At 67.6% G+C, this 14,215-nt stretch carries 14 protein-coding genes, 6 tRNA genes and 2 pseudogenes; 9 read left to right on the top strand and 13 right to left on the bottom strand.

From position 1 onward, the window contains the following. Nucleotides 1-2: 2 nt before the first annotated feature. From ACRQ5B_RS15665 to ACRQ5B_RS15650, 4 genes and pseudogenes are all read right to left on the bottom strand, one after another. Nucleotides 3-734 carry an SDR family NAD(P)-dependent oxidoreductase gene (locus tag ACRQ5B_RS15665; RefSeq protein WP_432395442.1) on the bottom strand — a complete coding sequence of 244 codons (732 nt, stop codon included), beginning with the start codon at nucleotides 732-734 and terminating at the stop codon, nucleotides 3-5. After that, nucleotides 731-2,103: pseudogene (locus ACRQ5B_RS15660) on the bottom strand (DUF6421 family protein). The gene ACRQ5B_RS15665 and the pseudogene ACRQ5B_RS15660 overlap by 4 nt, the downstream one beginning before the upstream one ends. A gap of 146 nt (nucleotides 2,104-2,249) precedes the next feature. Beyond that, nucleotides 2,250-2,732 carry a peptide-methionine (R)-S-oxide reductase MsrB gene (gene msrB, locus ACRQ5B_RS15655; RefSeq protein ID WP_432395439.1) on the bottom strand — a complete coding sequence of 161 codons (483 nt, stop codon included), beginning with the start codon at nucleotides 2,730-2,732 and terminating at the stop codon, nucleotides 2,250-2,252. A 14-nt stretch (nucleotides 2,733-2,746) separates the two neighbouring features. Further along, on the bottom strand, nucleotides 2,747-3,238 hold the full coding sequence (locus ACRQ5B_RS15650) for a hypothetical protein (RefSeq protein WP_290258084.1): 492 nt from the start codon (nucleotides 3,236-3,238) through the stop codon (nucleotides 2,747-2,749). A gap of 87 nt (nucleotides 3,239-3,325) precedes the next feature. On the opposite strand from ACRQ5B_RS15650, the gene ACRQ5B_RS15645 reads away from it, so the two are divergent. Further along, the gene (locus ACRQ5B_RS15645; protein WP_432395435.1) at nucleotides 3,326-4,822 is read left to right on the top strand and encodes an alpha/beta hydrolase family protein; all 1,497 of its coding nucleotides are present in this window, start codon (nucleotides 3,326-3,328) and stop codon (nucleotides 4,820-4,822) included. Between the two features lie 16 nt (nucleotides 4,823-4,838). On the opposite strand, the gene ybaK is transcribed toward ACRQ5B_RS15645, so the two are convergent. The 3 genes from ybaK to ACRQ5B_RS15630 are packed head-to-tail and all read right to left on the bottom strand — an operon-like array spanning nucleotide 4,839 to nucleotide 6,730. Continuing rightward, nucleotides 4,839-5,333, bottom strand: a complete 495-nt coding sequence (ybaK, locus tag ACRQ5B_RS15640) for a Cys-tRNA(Pro) deacylase (RefSeq protein ID WP_432395432.1) — start codon at nucleotides 5,331-5,333, stop codon at nucleotides 4,839-4,841. Nucleotides 5,334-5,341: 8 nt separating this feature from the next. Further along, a complete protein-coding gene (locus tag ACRQ5B_RS15635; protein WP_412882769.1) occupies nucleotides 5,342-5,803 on the bottom strand; it encodes a SufE family protein in 462 nt (153 codons plus the stop codon). A gap of 9 nt (nucleotides 5,804-5,812) precedes the next feature. Then, complete coding sequence (locus tag ACRQ5B_RS15630) at nucleotides 5,813-6,730, bottom strand: sulfurtransferase (protein ID WP_432395428.1); 918 nt, start codon at nucleotides 6,728-6,730, stop codon at nucleotides 5,813-5,815. A 213-nt stretch (nucleotides 6,731-6,943) separates the two neighbouring features. Here ACRQ5B_RS15630 and zapE point away from each other — a divergent pair, with 213 nt between their 5' ends. Then, entirely contained in the window at nucleotides 6,944-7,981 is a 1,038-nt protein-coding gene (gene zapE / locus ACRQ5B_RS15625) for a cell division protein ZapE (protein ID WP_432395425.1), read from the top strand. Between the two features lie 79 nt (nucleotides 7,982-8,060). Here zapE and ACRQ5B_RS15620 read toward each other — a convergent pair whose 3' ends face one another. Further along, nucleotides 8,061-8,327, bottom strand: coding sequence for an antitoxin (locus ACRQ5B_RS15620; RefSeq protein WP_432395422.1), 267 nt, complete (start codon nucleotides 8,325-8,327; stop codon nucleotides 8,061-8,063). Between the two features lie 220 nt (nucleotides 8,328-8,547). Between ACRQ5B_RS15620 and ACRQ5B_RS15615 the strand changes: the two are divergent. The 4 genes and pseudogenes from ACRQ5B_RS15615 to ACRQ5B_RS15600 all read left to right on the top strand — a co-directional run. Further along, a pseudogene (locus ACRQ5B_RS15615) lies at nucleotides 8,548-8,634 on the top strand (IS1/IS1595 family N-terminal zinc-binding domain-containing protein); the annotation flags it as partial. Between the two features lie 33 nt (nucleotides 8,635-8,667). Then, nucleotides 8,668-8,979: a hypothetical protein gene (locus tag ACRQ5B_RS15610; protein WP_432395419.1), complete on the top strand. Its 312-nt coding sequence runs from the start codon at nucleotides 8,668-8,670 to the stop codon at nucleotides 8,977-8,979. After that, nucleotides 8,973-9,692: a transposase gene (locus ACRQ5B_RS15605; RefSeq protein WP_432395417.1), complete on the top strand. Its 720-nt coding sequence runs from the start codon at nucleotides 8,973-8,975 to the stop codon at nucleotides 9,690-9,692. Before ACRQ5B_RS15610 ends, ACRQ5B_RS15605 begins: the two co-directional genes overlap by 7 nt. Before the next feature lie 214 nt (nucleotides 9,693-9,906). Continuing rightward, nucleotides 9,907-11,052 (top strand): IS1249 family transposase, encoded by a 1,146-nt coding sequence (locus ACRQ5B_RS15600; RefSeq protein ID WP_432398761.1) that lies wholly within the window; start codon nucleotides 9,907-9,909, stop codon nucleotides 11,050-11,052. A gap of 73 nt (nucleotides 11,053-11,125) precedes the next feature. Here the strand turns inward: ACRQ5B_RS15600 and ACRQ5B_RS15595 are convergent. From ACRQ5B_RS15595 to ACRQ5B_RS15575, 5 genes are all read right to left on the bottom strand, one after another. Continuing rightward, nucleotides 11,126-11,197: transfer RNA gene (locus ACRQ5B_RS15595), tRNA-Val, on the bottom strand. Nucleotides 11,198-11,231: 34 nt separating this feature from the next. Next, nucleotides 11,232-11,304: transfer RNA gene (locus ACRQ5B_RS15590), tRNA-Gly, on the bottom strand. A 54-nt stretch (nucleotides 11,305-11,358) separates the two neighbouring features. After that, nucleotides 11,359-11,433: transfer RNA gene (locus ACRQ5B_RS15585), tRNA-Val, on the bottom strand. A gap of 40 nt (nucleotides 11,434-11,473) precedes the next feature. Beyond that, nucleotides 11,474-11,544, bottom strand: a tRNA-Cys gene (locus ACRQ5B_RS15580). A 47-nt stretch (nucleotides 11,545-11,591) separates the two neighbouring features. After that, nucleotides 11,592-11,664: transfer RNA gene (locus ACRQ5B_RS15575), tRNA-Gly, on the bottom strand. Between the two features lie 730 nt (nucleotides 11,665-12,394). Between ACRQ5B_RS15575 and ACRQ5B_RS15570 the strand changes: the two genes are divergently transcribed. The 3 genes from ACRQ5B_RS15570 to ACRQ5B_RS15560 all read left to right on the top strand — a co-directional run bounded on the left by ACRQ5B_RS15570 (nucleotide 12,395) and on the right by ACRQ5B_RS15560 (nucleotide 14,106). Further along, a tRNA-Val gene (locus ACRQ5B_RS15570) sits at nucleotides 12,395-12,469 on the top strand. Nucleotides 12,470-12,713: 244 nt separating this feature from the next. Next, nucleotides 12,714-13,559: a cytochrome gene (locus ACRQ5B_RS15565; protein WP_377972928.1), complete on the top strand. Its 846-nt coding sequence runs from the start codon at nucleotides 12,714-12,716 to the stop codon at nucleotides 13,557-13,559. A gap of 304 nt (nucleotides 13,560-13,863) precedes the next feature. After that, nucleotides 13,864-14,106, top strand: a complete 243-nt coding sequence (locus tag ACRQ5B_RS15560) for a hypothetical protein (RefSeq protein WP_412882772.1) — start codon at nucleotides 13,864-13,866, stop codon at nucleotides 14,104-14,106. The last annotated feature ends 109 nt before the right edge of the window (nucleotides 14,107-14,215 follow it).

The raw sequence follows: 14,215 nt of genomic DNA, 5'->3' as shown, positions 1-14,215 counted from the left end.
GTTCAGCGGCTAAGCGGCAGGCGCCGGCCGTTGAGTTCCCCGGCGGGGGTGTCGAAGAGCCGGACGACGGCGGCGGCCAGATCGGCGACGTCGGTGTAGCCCGGGAATTTACGCTCCGGTGCCGCGGCGCGCATGGCGTCGTCGACCAGCGCCTTGACCACGAAGACCGCGGCGGCGCTGTGCTGCTCCACCGGGTGTTCCTTATGGCCGGACTGGTCCCGCCGGAAGCCGTCGGCCACGGCCAGGGTCCAGGCCTCGGCGGCGGCCTTGGCCGCGGCGTAGCTGGCCGCGCCTGCGGTCGGGGCGGCCGCGGTGGTGGAGGAGACCATGGCGAGCCGGCCGGTGCCGGAGGCGGCGAGGTCGGCGTAGAAGGCGCGGCTGACGTTGCGGAGCGTGGTCACGGCGTTCCGTTCCAGGAAGTCCCAGTCCTCATCGGGCTGGTCCGCGATGCCCTTGGCGCCGCGCCAGCCGCCCACCAGGTGGATGACGCCGTCGAGCCGGATGCCCCGCCCGGCGAGGTCGGCACGCAGGGCGGCGACGGCGGCCGGGTCGGCCAGGTCACAGGTCAGCGGAACCACGCCGTCGCCAGCGGCGGCCGCGGCGGCCGCGATCCGGGCGGTGTCCGAGCCCACGGTGAAGACCGTGTACCCGGCGCCGCGGAGGGCGCGGGCGACGGCGATGCCGGAGGCGCCGCTGCCGCCCGCGACCAGGACGTTCAGCACGTCAGCGCTCATGCGGCGGTTTCGGAGGTGCCGGTGATGCCCGCGGTGGACTCGATGACGGTGCGCATCTTCTTCTCCAGCGCCTCGTAGAACATCGAGAGCGGGAACTCGTCATCGAGGACCTGGTCGGTCAGGCCGCGCGGCGGGCCGTCCAGGGGAGTGCCTCCGGGCCCTTCGCCCAGACCGAGGCCGGGTTGGGCGTGACGGTCGAGGAGATGAGCTCGTACGCGGCCAGCCAGTGGGCGGTCTTGGGCCGGTCGATGGAGCGCCAGTAGAGTTCCTCGATCCGGGCGCCGAGTTCGACGACGACGTCGGCGGCCTCGTCCCAGTCGATGCTGAGCTTGCTGTCGGTCCAGTGCAGGACATGGTGCTGGTGCATCCAGGCGAAGAGCAGCTGGCCGCCCAGGCCGTCGTAGTTGCGGACCCGGCTGCCGGTGATGGCGAAGCGGAAGATGCGGTCGAAGATGACGGCGTACTGCACCAGCTTGGCGTGCCGGCGGGCCTCCGGATCGGCGTCCTCGTCCTTTTCGATCTTCACGGATTCGCGGAAGGCGGTCAGATCGCAGCGGAGTTCCTCCAGGGAGTACAGGAAGAAGGGCATGCGCTGCTTGATCATGAACGGGTCGAAGGGCAGGTCGCCACGCATGTGGGTGCGGTCGTGGATCAGGTCCCACATCACGAAGGTTTCCTGGGTCAGCTCCTGGTCCTCCAGCAGGGCCGCGGCATCGGCCGGCAGCTCCAGGGAGGTGATGTCCGCGGCGGCACGCAGCACCCGGCGGAAGCGGGCGGCCTCACGGTCGGCGAAGATGGCGCCCCAGGTGAAGGTGGGGGTCTCGCGGACGGCGACGGTCTCCGGGAAGAGCACCGCGGAGTTGGTGTCGTAGCCGGGGGTGAAGTCGAGGAAGCGGATCGGCACGAAGAGCTTGTTGGAGTACTCGCCCGCCTCGAGGCCGTCGATGAATTCGGGCCAGATGACCTCGATCAGGACGGCTTCGACCAGCCGGTTGGTGCTGCCGTTCTGGGTGTACATCGGGAAGACCACCAGGTGCTGGAGGCCGTTGACCCGGTGCTGCTGCGGCTGGAAGGCCTGCAGCGAGTCCAGGAAGTCCGGGACGCCGAACCCGCCGTCGGCCCAGCGGCGGAAGTCCGTGACGAGCAGGTCCAGGTAGGCGGCGTCGTGCGGGAAGGCCGGGGCCAGGGCGGCGATGGCTCCGGTGATGGTGGCGACGTGGTCCGCTGCGGCGGCGTGGTCCGCGGCCTCGGGAACCGAGCCGTCCTTGATCTGCAGGGCCTGCAGGGCGGTGGCGGCGGACTTCAGGCGCTGCCAGTCCGGGGACTCGGCGGTGATCGGGGCGGAAACGGTGAGGGCGGTAGCGGTCACGTCGGCGGCCTTTCTGGTTGCTCGGGAATCTACGGCGAGCGTAGCAAGCAAGCAGCATCCCTAACGCAAAATTAGCGCGAGCATAAGAAAGACTGGGGCAACCGTGGCTGCCCCAGTCTTCCAGCTCAAGCTGTCCGCGCCCTTGGCTAGTCCTCGGCCGGGACCAGAGTCAGGGACACGGAGTTGATGCAGTACCGCTGGTCCGTGGGGGTGCCGTAGCCCTCGCCCTCGAAGACGTGGCCGAGGTGCGAATCGCAGGCGGCGCACCGGACCTCGATCCGCTCCATGCCCAGGGTGCGGTCTTTGATGTAGCGGACATTTCCTTCCGCGAGCGGTGCCCAGAAGGAGGGCCAGCCGCAGTGCGAGTCGAACTTCTCGGCGCTGGTGAACAGCTCGGTGCCGCAGGCGCGGCATTTGTAGACGCCCTGGGTGTGGGTGTCCCAGTACTCGCCGGTGTAGGGCCGTTCGGTGCCGGACTGACGGAGCACCTGGTACTCGGCCGGGCTCAGTTCCTGGCGCCACTCATCCTCGGACTTGACCACCGGCTGCACGCCGGTGCCGGCAGACTCCGGTTCGGTGACGGGGGAAGGGACGGGTGAATTCTTGGGTTTGTTGCCAAAGATACTCATGGCATCCATAACGCTTAGGAGTCCCCGATAAATCCCGAGCCGGCGTACAGGTGCAGCACCGGCAGGCCCAGCTTGTCCTGCGCCTCGTTGGCCCAGTCGGTGTGGAAGGTGTCAGCCACCGCGTGCGGGCGGGTGATGACAACGGCCTGGCCGGCGTTGAGTTCCCGTGCCTTGGCAACCAGGGCATCCACCGGCTTGCCCTCGACCACCTCTCCCGTCACGCCGCCGCCGATGCCGCCCAGGGCGGTCAGCGAGGCCGCGAGGGTCTCCGCGGCGGCCGTGCGCTCGTGCTCCGGATCCGGCTGCTTGCCGGAGAGCTCGCGGAATGCCTTCGCGAACTCCAACATGGAGAGGTTCTCCAGGAAGTCCACCAGCAGGTGCCGTTCGGTGTTGGCTGGGACCAGGACCACCAGGGGCATGTCGCCGTCGGCGACCAGGGTCTCGATGTTGACGCGGTCGTCCGCGTTCAGGGGCTCTTCTGTCAGGATGACAATCGGGTCGCTCATGCCCCCAGCCTAGTCCCCGCGGTCAGCATCCGGGCGGGTCCCGCGCCCGATGCCGGACTGGCGTGCCGGGTGGGTGAGAATGATGGCATGGTCTCCCTTCCGCGTCCCTCCCGGCGTCCGGTGCCGGCACCGATGTCAGCCGCCCTCGCCGGGCAGAGTCCGTCTCCGGCGTCGCGCGCCATGCAGCGTTCCTCCGGCGGCGTGTTCCGCCGAGGCGCCAGCCGCCGCGTCCTGCCCGTGGCGGTTGCCCCCGCGCCGGCCGCGTCCCTGACCCGCAACGCGAAGTGGGCGGCGGCCGGGATTGCCGGCGGCGGGGCCGCTGCCGGACTTCTGGCCGCCGGATCGTCGGCGCTGGCGCTGTACTTCGCCCGCCGCGTGGTAACCCCCGTCCGGGTACGGGAGGAGGACCAGGAGGTCCTGGCCGTGATCCGCGACGGCGGCGGGAAGCCGCAGGTGATCCTCAAGGCCACCCCCGACGCCGTGGTGGACGGCGTCTATGGACTGTTCTTCGACGGCGGCCTCGGCCACGCCCGGATCGGCCGGATCGTCTCCTACTCACCGGCGGAACAGACCGTGCTGCGCGAGGTGGAGGCCGTCTACGGCGGCGACCTTAGCCAGGTCCGGCGCGCCTACTGGAGCGGCGCAGTGCATCCGCATCCCGCGGCGCTGGGCCTGCCCGCTGAGGACGTCGAGATCGAGGTCGACGGCGGCACGGCGCCGGCGTGGCTCGTCCGCCCCGCCCCGGCCATCGACGCCCCGGCCGGCGTTCCCGCCGCATCCTCTGCTGCCGGAGTGGCACCAGACGCATCCTTCGCGCCCGCCGCGGGTGAAACACCCGCCGCTCCCGGTGCCGCGGCGCCGTCGTCGGACGTATGGGCGATCATGGTCCACGGCCGCGGCGCCTCACGGCAGGAGGGCCTCCGGGCCGTCCGCGTGGCCCGCGACCTGGGTCTCACCAGCCTGCTGATCACCTACCGCAACGACGGCCAGGCGCCCTCCGCCCCGGACGGGCGTTACGGGCTGGGCTGGACCGAATGGCGCGACGTCGAGGCGGCCATCGGCTACGCCCTGGAGCACGGCGCCCGCGAGGTGGTGCTTTTTGGCTGGTCCATGGGCGGCGCCATCAGCCTGCAGACAGCGGACCTCTCCCGCTACCACCACCTGATCCGCGCCATGGTGCTGGACGCTCCGGTGATCAACTGGGTGGACGTGCTGGCCCACCACGCCCAGCTGAACCGGATCCCCTCGGGCATCGGACGCTACGGGCAGCTGATGATGAGCCATCCGCTGGGGCGGCGCCTCACCGGTTTGGCCGCGCCGGTGGACCTCAAGGCGATGGACTGGGTGTCCCGCGCGGTGGAGCTGCGGACGCCCACGCTCATCATTCACTCGGTAGACGACGAGTACGTTCCCTACGGCCCCTCCGCGGTGCTGGCGGAGAAGAACCCGGAGATGGTCACCTTCGAATCGTTCGCCACCGCGCGGCACACGAAGGAGTGGAACGTGGACCCGGAACGCTGGGAAGCGCTGGTGACGGCCTGGCTGGGACAGCAGTTGGCCCCGCGGGCCACCCCGGTGGATTAGGCAGAACGTCCGGCCGTTAGCGGCCGGTGCCGATCCGGGCCGTTCGGGCGCCGGTGAGCCGGATCAGGTCCTGCGGGCTGAGCTCCAGGTCCAGTCCGCGCCGTCCGCCGGAAACCAGGATGGTTTCGAGGGCCAGGGCGCTCTCGTCGACCACGGTGGGGGAGGCCTGCCGCTGGCCCAGCGGGGAGATGCCGCCGAGGACGTACCCGGTGCGGCGTTCCGCCGTCGCCGGGTCGGCCATGGCGGCCTTCTTCCCGCCGAGGGCCGCCGCGATGGCCTTGAGGTCCAGGTTGCCGCTCACCGGCACCACGCCGACGGCAAGCCGGCCGTCGACGTCGACCATCAGGGTCTTGAACACCCGGGCCTGGTCGATGCCCAGCACCTCGGCGGCCTCCATGCCGTAACTGGCCGCCGCCGGATCGTGGGTGTAGGGGTGCGCGGTGAAGGAAACCGCGGCCGCCGCGAGTGCCGCGGTGGCCGGGGTTCCCTGGGAGGCAGTCTTGCGTGCCATGGTGCCGTCTAGCCCTGCTGCGGCAGTTCGGCGACCTTGCGCTTGATCCGGCCTAGCATCGCGGTCATGCCGCGCATCCTCAGCGGCGTGATGGCGCGGGTCAGGCCCAGCAGCTCTGGCATGTCGTCCGGCACCGCCAGGATCTCCGCGGGGCTCAGCCCGTCCAGTCCCTCGTGCAGGACACCGGCGAACCCGCGCGTGGTCGGCGCCTCCGGCGGGGCCTTGAAGAACAGCCGGACGCTTTCGGCCCCGGACTGATCCGCGGCGGGCTCGGTCTCGATCGTGAGGAACAGCGGCGACTGGCACTCGACCACCTGTTCCATCAACTCCGGGTGGTCCTGGAGCCGGGCCGGCGGGTCGGGAAGTTCGCGGGAGAACTCCAGCAGCAGCTGCAGGCGCTCGGATTCCTCGAGGGCCTGGAAGTCGTCAACGATCTCCGCAAGGGCGGTGGGCAGGGCAGTGGAAGTCACGATTCCAGCTTACTTTCCCGCGGGGACGGTGCCGCGCTCGGTGCCCCTGGCGATGGGGACGCGGACGGCGTTGCCCCACTCGGTCCAAGAGCCGTCGTAGTTGCGGACGTTCTCGAAGCCCAGCAGGTACTTCAGGGCGAACCAGGTGTGGCTGGAACGCTCGCCGATCCGGCAGTAGGCCACGACGTCGTCGCCCGGGGTCAGCCCCGCCTCGCCCAGGTACAGAGCATCGAGCTCGGAGCGGTCGCGGTAGGTGCCGTCCTCGGCGGCCGCGCGGGCCCAGGGAATGGAGGCGGCGGTGGGGATGTGGCCGCCGCGGAGGGCGCCCTCTTCGGGGTAGGCCGGCATGTGGGTTCGCTGGCCGGTGTATTCCTCGGGGGAGCGGACGTCGATCAGGGGCTTGCCCAGGTGGGACAGCACGTCGTCCTTGAAGGCGCGGATCGGGGCGTCGTTGCGCTCGACCACGGGGTACTCGGCCGGTGCGACGGCGGTCTTGTCCGTGGTGAGCGGCCGGCCCTCGGCGATCCACTTGTCGCGGCCGCCGTTGAGCAGCCGGACGTCCTCGTGGCCGAACAGGGTGAAGACCCAGAGCGCGTAGGCGGCCCACCAGTTGGACTTGTCGCCGTAGATGACCACGGTGCTGTCACGGGAGATGCCCTTCGCGGAGGCCAGGGCGGCGAACGCTTCCCCGTCGACGTAGTCGCGGGTGACCTCATCGTTCAGGTCCGTGTGCCAGTCGATCTTGACGGCGCCCGGGATGTGGCCGGTCTCGTAAAGCAGCACGTCCTCGTCGGATTCGACCACCACCAGCTGGCCGTTCCCGACGGCCCCGTCCTCCAGTGCGGCGGCGAGCCAGTCGGTGGAGACCAGCCTCTCGGGGTGGGCGTAGCCGGCAAATTTCTCGTTCTGCTCAACGGGGTAGGGCATCAAGAGCGCCTTTCACTGGGAGTCGGGGGTGCCGGGCGGACGCGTGTCGCGGCCCCGGGCCTATGACAACACTAACCACGGGCGCGCGGGATTGTTCCTTCGGGGTTCTCAGGGGGAAATATGGTCTTCGTCACGGCCGCGGCCGCCGCCGGTAGCCACTGCGGCTTTGCCGGTAGTCTTTCTGGGGACACGAGACCAGCAGAACGGACCACCTTGGTACAGATCGAACAGCTCGCCGCCAGAACCCCGGCGGTTTCCGTGGATGAACTCCTCAAGGGTTTTTATCCATCGCCGCGCTTTGGTGAGGTCTCTTTCGCCAGCTACCGCCCCGATCCGGCCCAGCCCAGCCAGGCCCACGCGGTCCGGGCGCTGGAAACCTTCGCGGCCGGCGTCGGCGCCGGAAGCGGCGATGGCCTGTTCAAGCGGCTCTTCGGCAAAAAGGAGACGTCCCGCGCGGGCATCTACCTCGACGGCGGGTTCGGCGTCGGCAAGACCCACCTGCTGGCCTCGCTCTGGCACGCGGCACCCGGGCCCAAGGCGTTCGGCACCTTCGTGGAGTACACCAACCTGGTGGGTGCGCTGTCCTTCCGGAAGACCGTGGAGGCCCTGAGCAGCTACAAGCTGGTCTGCATCGACGAGTTCGAGCTCGATGATCCGGGGGACACGGTGCTGATGTCCCGGCTGATGCGCGAGCTCGCCGACGCCGGGGTCAAGCTCGCGGCGACCTCCAACACCCTGCCCGGTTCCCTGGGCGACGGCCGCTTCGCCGCCGTCGACTTCCAGCGCGAGATCCAGGTGCTGGCGGACCAGTTCGACGTCGTCCGGATCGACGGCGAGGACTTCCGCCACCGCGGCCTGCCCAAGGCTCCGTCGCCGTTGCGCAACGACGAACTAACCCACCACATGCAGCGGGAGTTCGACGGCAAGACCGTGGCCAAGGACGAATTCAGCACGCTGATCAACCACCTGGCCGGTGTGCACCCCAGCCGCTACCGGCAGCTGATCGACGGGATCGACGCCGTGGTGTGGCGCAACGTGGAGACCATCACCGAGCAGGCCGTCGCGCTGCGCTTCGTGGTGCTCGCCGACCGGCTGTACGACAAGGATGTGCCGATCCTCGCCAGCGGCGTCCCTTTCGACCGGCTCTTCACCGAAGAGATGATGACCGGCGGCTACTTGAAGAAGTACTTCCGGGCGGTCTCCCGCCTGACCGCCCTGGCCCGCGAGGGCCAGAACCACGAACCGTCGTAGGGTCCGCTACGGCTGATTAAACGACGAAGGTGCCGGCGCCGCCTCACGGCGGGACCGGCACCTCGCTGACGTACCTGGGTTAGAGGCCCTGCTGCCGGGGTTCCCCGGCTACTGGCGGGACTCCCGCGACGTGGGGTTCGCTGGCGGGACCCGTTTCGGGCCGGCCATTGGCGTTATCCACGTAATCGGAGGCGCCCCGCTGAACGGTGTCGACGCGGTCGGCGTACTTTCCGCCGGTCTTGGAATCGACGAAGTCACCGGCCTTCTCAATACCGTCCTTGATAGCCGTTTCGTTGCCATCAATCAGCTGCTGAGCCTTGCCCTTTAGATCGTCAAGTAAACCCACGGGCACCTCCTTTCAATCGCGGAGCCAGATCGCTCCTAGCGCTTTCGATCCTAGCCCCGGCCCGGAGGCATGCCAAGGGTACTGACGGTTTGTACGCCCAGAGGAGAAAGCCAGGGCTATAGGACAAAACGTGTGTATGGATTGGGCCTGCTTCCCAGTGACGGCGGGGGAAATCAGGGGTAGCTAAGCTTTGAAAGCTTAGGGTGGCTGGGGTGCTTGCATATCTCTGGAATGTTCGATCTGCGGTCGACCGCTGGTTCGGAACGGAAAAACGGCGGCTGGGAAGCAGCGGTACCGGTGTCTGTATTGCGGGGCGAGCCGCTCGGGTGAACGCCCGGATGTGAGCCGGCGCGCGGAGCTGGATGCTTTTCTGGGCTGGCTGCTGGGCACGGGCTCGCAGACGTCGGCTGCCTCGTTTGGCACTGCCCGGTCGTTCCGGCGCCGCACAGCATGGTGTTGGAATATCGCCCCCTCTATTCCGGCGACGGGCGAGATCTATGACCAGGTCCAGATCGACGGGATCTACGTCGGGTCATGGTGCTGCCTCATCGCGATCGCCGGAGAGCACGTGATCGGCTGGCAGTGGTGCGACACTGAGAAAAAGGCCGCCTGGGCCGCTTTGCTTCAACGCTTCCCGCACCGCGGGTGGTGATCACCGATGGTGGTTCCGGGATCGCGGCCGCCCTGTCCGATTGCTGGTCAGATACCGCGGTGCAACGCTGCCTCGTCCACGTTCAACGCAACGTACGCACCTATCTGACCAGCCGCCCGCGGACCGAGGCGGCCAGGGCCCTACTGCGGTTGGGGCGGGCTCTCACAAGGACCAGCACACCTGCGCAGGCCGCGGCGTGGCTGGGCCACCTCAACGACTGGCACCAAGACCACGGTCACCTCGTCCGGGCCCGCACCTACCGCACCGCGACCACCATGGCACCGGCATGGGTCCGGTCGAACCAGAGCTGGTGGTTCACCCACGACCGGCTTCGAAAGGCCTACCGCCTCCTGGAACGGCTCAGCCAGGCCGGGACGCTGTTCACCTACCTCCGCCACGAGTTCGCCGGACTCGACATTGCCGCCACGACCAACCGGATCGAGGGCGGCACGAACGCCCAGCTACGACTGATCCTCCGGGCCCACCGAGGGATGAGCGAAAAACACCAGAAACGGGCCATTGAGTGGTACCTCTACCTGCACAGCGAAACCCCGGTCCCGCCGTCAAAGCTCATCAAATCGCAACACCACACGCCCGCACGCCGCCCTGCTCAAACCACCCTTGAGCAACCCCACGGGCCGGAGCAATACGGCACCGCAGCCACCGCAGAAGAAGGCCTCTGGGCCCGGACGGGCTGGGCAGGACGCCCCTGACACACCCGGGATTTACACACGTTTTGTCCTATAACCCGAAAGCCATGGCGGGAGGGTCATCACGACGGCGGCCGGCGGCGGGGCAAGGAAGGGTGGAACCGAAAAAAGGGCTATAGGACAAAACGTGTGTATGGATTGGGCCTGCTTCCCAGTGACGGCGGGGGAAATCAGGGGTAGCTAAGCTTTGAAAGCTTAGGGTGGCTGGGGTGCTTGCATATCTCTGGAATGTTCGATCTGCGGTCGACCGCTGGTTCGGAACGGAAAAACGGCGGCTGGGAAGCAGCGGTACCGGTGTCTGTATTGCGGGGCGAGCCGCTCGGGTGAACGCCCGGATGTGAGCCGGCGCGCGGAGCTGGATGCTTTTCTGGGCTGGCTGCTGGGCACGGGCTCGCAGACGTCGGCTGCCTCGTTTGGCACTGCCCGGTCGTTCCGGCGCCGCACAGCATGGTGTTGGAATATCGCCCCCTCTATTCCGGCGACGGGCGAGATCTATGACCAGGTCCAGATCGACGGGATCTACGTCGGGTCATGGTGCTGCCTCATCGCGATCGCCGGAGAGCACGTGATCGGCTGGCAGTGGTGCGACACTGAGAAAAAGGCCGCCTGGGCCGCTTTGCTTCAACGCTTCCCCGCACCGCGGGTGGTGATCACCGATGGTGGTTCCGGGATCGCGGCCGCCCTGTCCGATTGCTGGTCAGATACCGCGGTGCAACGCTGCCTCGTCCACGTTCAACGCAACGTACGCACCTATCTGACCAGCCGCCCGCGGACCGAGGCGGCCAGGGCCCTACTGCGGTTGGGGCGGGCTCTCACAAGGACCAGCACACCTGCGCAGGCCGCGGCGTGGCTGGGCCACCTCAACGACTGGCACCAAGACCACGGTCACCTCGTCCGGGCCCGCACCTACCGCACCGCGACCACCATGGCACCGGCATGGGTCCGGTCGAACCAGAGCTGGTGGTTCACCCACGACCGGCTTCGAAAGGCCTACCGCCTCCTGGAACGGCTCAGCCAGGCCGGGACGCTGTTCACCTACCTCCGCCACGAGTTCGCCGGACTCGACATTGCCGCCACGACCAACCGGATCGAGGGCGGCACGAACGCCCAGCTACGACTGATCCTCCGGGCCCACCGAGGGATGAGCGAAAAACACCAGAAACGGGCCATTGAGTGGTACCTCTACCTGCACAGCGAAACCCCGGTCCCGCCGTCAAAGCTCATCAAATCGCAACACCACACGCCCGCACGCCGCCCTGCTCAAACCACCCTTGAGCAACCCCACGGGCCGGAGCAATACGGCACCGCAGCCACCGCAGAAGAAGGCCTCTGGGCCCGGACGGGCTGGGCAGGACGCCCCTGACACACCCGGGATTTACACACGTTTTGTCCTATAACCCCGAAAAAAGCAGCTCCCGGGGGAGCTGCTGTAAGAGTGGGCGATACTGGGATCGAACCAGTGACCTCTTCCGTGTCAGGGAAGCGCGCTACCGCTGCGCCAATCGCCCGCAACCGGAAGAATCCGGAGTGGATGGTAAAGAGAGCGGACGACGAGATTCGAACTCGCGACATCCACCTTGGCAAGGTGGTGCTCTACCAGCTGAGCTACGTCCGCATTTAGTCCGTCCGGCAATGCCGGCGGTACTGGATCAAGCAAGTTGCCTTGCTTTGGTGGGCGATACTGGGATCGAACCAGTGACCTCTTCCGTGTCAGGGAAGCGCGCTACCGCTGCGCCAATCGCCCCTATGCATCCGGCCGGAACCGGAAACCAGGGTTTTCACCGAGGTGGGTACGGGATTCGAACCCGTGTATACGGCTTTGCAGGCCGCTGCCTCGCCTCTCGGCCAACCCACCGTGTAGACAGAATCCGTGAAGATCCTAATCCGTGACAGTGTCCTGCGAGCGGACGACGAGATTCGAACTCGCGACATCCACCTTGGCAAGGTGGTGCTCTACCAGCTGAGCTACGTCCGCAGTGTTGATTGTTGATTTCCCGCCGCACTCGGCAGTTCCTCGCGTTCCAACGAGTAAGAACTCTATAGGAGGTTCAGGCAATCTACAAATCGACGGCGCTGCGCCGGCTTCCTACCCCGCGGATCCCTGTAACCACGCGGATTTTGCTAATTACAGGGCTGTAATTCGAGGCCGTTTCAGGGAGCGCCAAATGGGGTTGAGAGTGCGGGTTGAGCGGGGCCATGCTCGGCATGGCGCCACCTGGGAGGCTTCCGCATGCCGGTCGGGCGCTCTGAAACTTTGGCTTCGTAGCTCCGCGGGTTTCAAGGAGGATGCGATGCCGAATGCTTGGGAACGCCCCACATGGGGTCCCGGCGAAGGCGGAACAAGGGCGTCTCGGAGGCTACGACGTCGGATGGCTGCCCCGCGCGCCTCAGGAAGACGGGTGCCGGAGCTGAACGGAAAAGCCCGACGTCGACACTGGGCCAGGGCGCTACGCGAATATGACGCTGGTCGGGGGTGCAGCTCGGCACGGGGATGCGACGCCTGGCCTAAAGATGACGCGGGACCGGGCTTCAACGCGGGATTGGGGTGTAGAGGATGCCCCGATGCCCCGATGCCCCGAGGCTGCGGCGGACACTCATTCGACGACCCCGCGCAGCGTCGACAGGGCACTTAACGGGCTGCCTCGCCGCGGTTGAAGGCCGATTTTTGATTTCCGCCGGGGTGGGCTAGCATTCAAGGGCACCCGGGGCGATTGGCGCAGTGGTAGCGCGCTTCGTTCACACCGAAGAGGTCACTGGTTCGAACCCAGTATCGCCCACCAACAGATGGTCCGTTCCGCTCGTAGAGCGGGGCGGACCATTGTGTTTTAGCGGTGAGACGTCGTTAGGGGCTGGCTCCGGCGGCCCGTTCCCAGTACGGGTTTGGGTAACTCGGCGGACACCGGCCAGGGGCAGCGCCTCCCGGCTATCTACCGGCTACCGGCTACCGGCGCACGCAACCGTCGTCGTCGTTGATCGCCTCCACAGCTTTATATCGCGTCAGACCCCTGTGAAAGAGTTCTTGCCATGACAGCCCCACTCCTCGCCCACGCCACCGAGTACGGACGGATGTACGCCCGTTCCACCTCGGCCCAGTTCACGGTTCCCTCGATCACCACAGTGATCGGCCAGCAGCCGCACGGACTGGATGGCTGGTTTGGCTACATGGGCGCCAACAGCCTGGCCGCCGATCCGTCCCTGCCGGAAATTCTGGGCAGCCCGGCAAAGGTCCGCCAGGCCGTCAGCCGGGCGGCGAAGGCCGCGGAAACATACCGGGACGACGCCGCCAAGCGCGGCGACCGGGTCCACAACTACTGCGAACAGGTTGCCTTGCGCGCCCTGGGCCGCCCTCACCAGATGAAGGAGACCCGCGAGGCACTGGCGGCCAACGGCGAGGAAGCCTTCGCCGCCCGCTTCGACGAATGGTGGGAGCTCTTCCAGGTCGAACCGATCGCACCGGAGATCACTGTCTGGAATCAGACGGTGGGATACGCGGGCACGCTCGACCTGGTGGCCAAGATCAACGGCCGCACCTGCCTGATCGACTACAAGACCAAGGGCACCACGCGGGACGGCATGGTGAAGCCGCTGGACGCCAAAGTGGTGATGCAGCTGGTGGCCGGCATGAAGGCCGAGGAGAGCCTGGTGGACCCGGTGGCGGGGGAGTGGGAGCCCTGGCAGCACGGTGACTCGCCCATCCTGCTGGCCGTGGCGATCGGCGAGACCGAGGTCCGCCCGGAACGCGCCAACCCGAATGTGCTGAAGCACCACTGGTGGAAGTTCTGCGCGCTGCGCAGGGTCTGGGAGATGTCGGCCGACACCGTGGCGGCAGGTCCGGCTCTGCTGCCGATCGCCCCGCCGATGGCACGCTAACCCTTCGCCTTAGCGCGTCTTTCGGGCCGAAACGCCCTTCCGCGAAGCGGCGCCGGAGTAAGCACCCTAGGGCATGGCTAATCGGCGTAGCTCTCTTTATCACTGCATGGTCGGTGCCCTCACCATGGCACTGCTAAGCGGTTGCGCGGCTCCCGGCGGGCCGGGAGAGGGGACGGCATCCGCAGCACCCACCGTGGAATCGGGATCCCCGACCGCTCAGGCTCCTGGACCAGCGACCACGCCGGCATCCCGGTCGGGCGCCCCAGCCACTACGGCCGTGCCGGCGTCTGAGACTCCTGTGGCCGTGCCGTTCAACCTCTTCACGCATTGCGGTATCCGCGAGGCATTGGTCGACGGGACGTACTTTCTCGCCGATAAGATCCTCGACGACGGCAATGGCAACCCTCCCGGCGGCTGGGACAACCCTTACCAGGCCGGCACGATGACGGTCAGTGGCTCCACAGCGGTCTTCCGGGACGACGCGGGACACACAGTGACTTTCCGTTCGCGGCCGGGAGCCACCGGTTTCCTGAACATGTGTTCGTGACAAGGGTTTCCCGGAGTGCGACAGCACTGCCGCGCCGGCCGGATGCCTACCGGATGCCTATGGTCGCGCCCGGGCCAAGACAGCGTGGCCGGGGATGCCGGCGACAATG

This window comes from Pseudarthrobacter sp. L19 (genome assembly GCF_050859435.1).
Classification (GTDB): domain Bacteria; phylum Actinomycetota; class Actinomycetes; order Actinomycetales; family Micrococcaceae; genus Arthrobacter.
Note: the sequence above shows the minus strand (reverse complement) of the source record. Positions and strands in the feature narration are given on the sequence as shown.

Excerpts from the sequence above, each read along its gene's own strand:
- ACRQ5B_RS15645 (WP_432395435.1), top strand. The coding sequence starts at position 3,326 with ATGGTCTCCCTTCCGCGTCCCTCCCGGCGTCCGGTGCCGGCACCGATG.
- ybaK (WP_432395432.1), bottom strand. The coding sequence starts at position 5,333 with ATGGCACGCAAGACTGCCTCCCAGGGAACCCCGGCCACCGCGGCACTC.
- msrB (WP_432395439.1), bottom strand. The coding sequence starts at position 2,732 with ATGAGTATCTTTGGCAACAAACCCAAGAATTCACCCGTCCCTTCCCCC.
- ACRQ5B_RS15630 (WP_432395428.1), bottom strand. The coding sequence starts at position 6,730 with ATGCCCTACCCCGTTGAGCAGAACGAGAAATTTGCCGGCTACGCCCAC.
- ACRQ5B_RS15565 (WP_377972928.1), top strand. The coding sequence starts at position 12,714 with ATGACAGCCCCACTCCTCGCCCACGCCACCGAGTACGGACGGATGTAC.
- ACRQ5B_RS15665 (WP_432395442.1), bottom strand. The coding sequence starts at position 734 with ATGAGCGCTGACGTGCTGAACGTCCTGGTCGCGGGCGGCAGCGGCGCC.
- ACRQ5B_RS15650 (WP_290258084.1), bottom strand. The coding sequence starts at position 3,238 with ATGAGCGACCCGATTGTCATCCTGACAGAAGAGCCCCTGAACGCGGAC.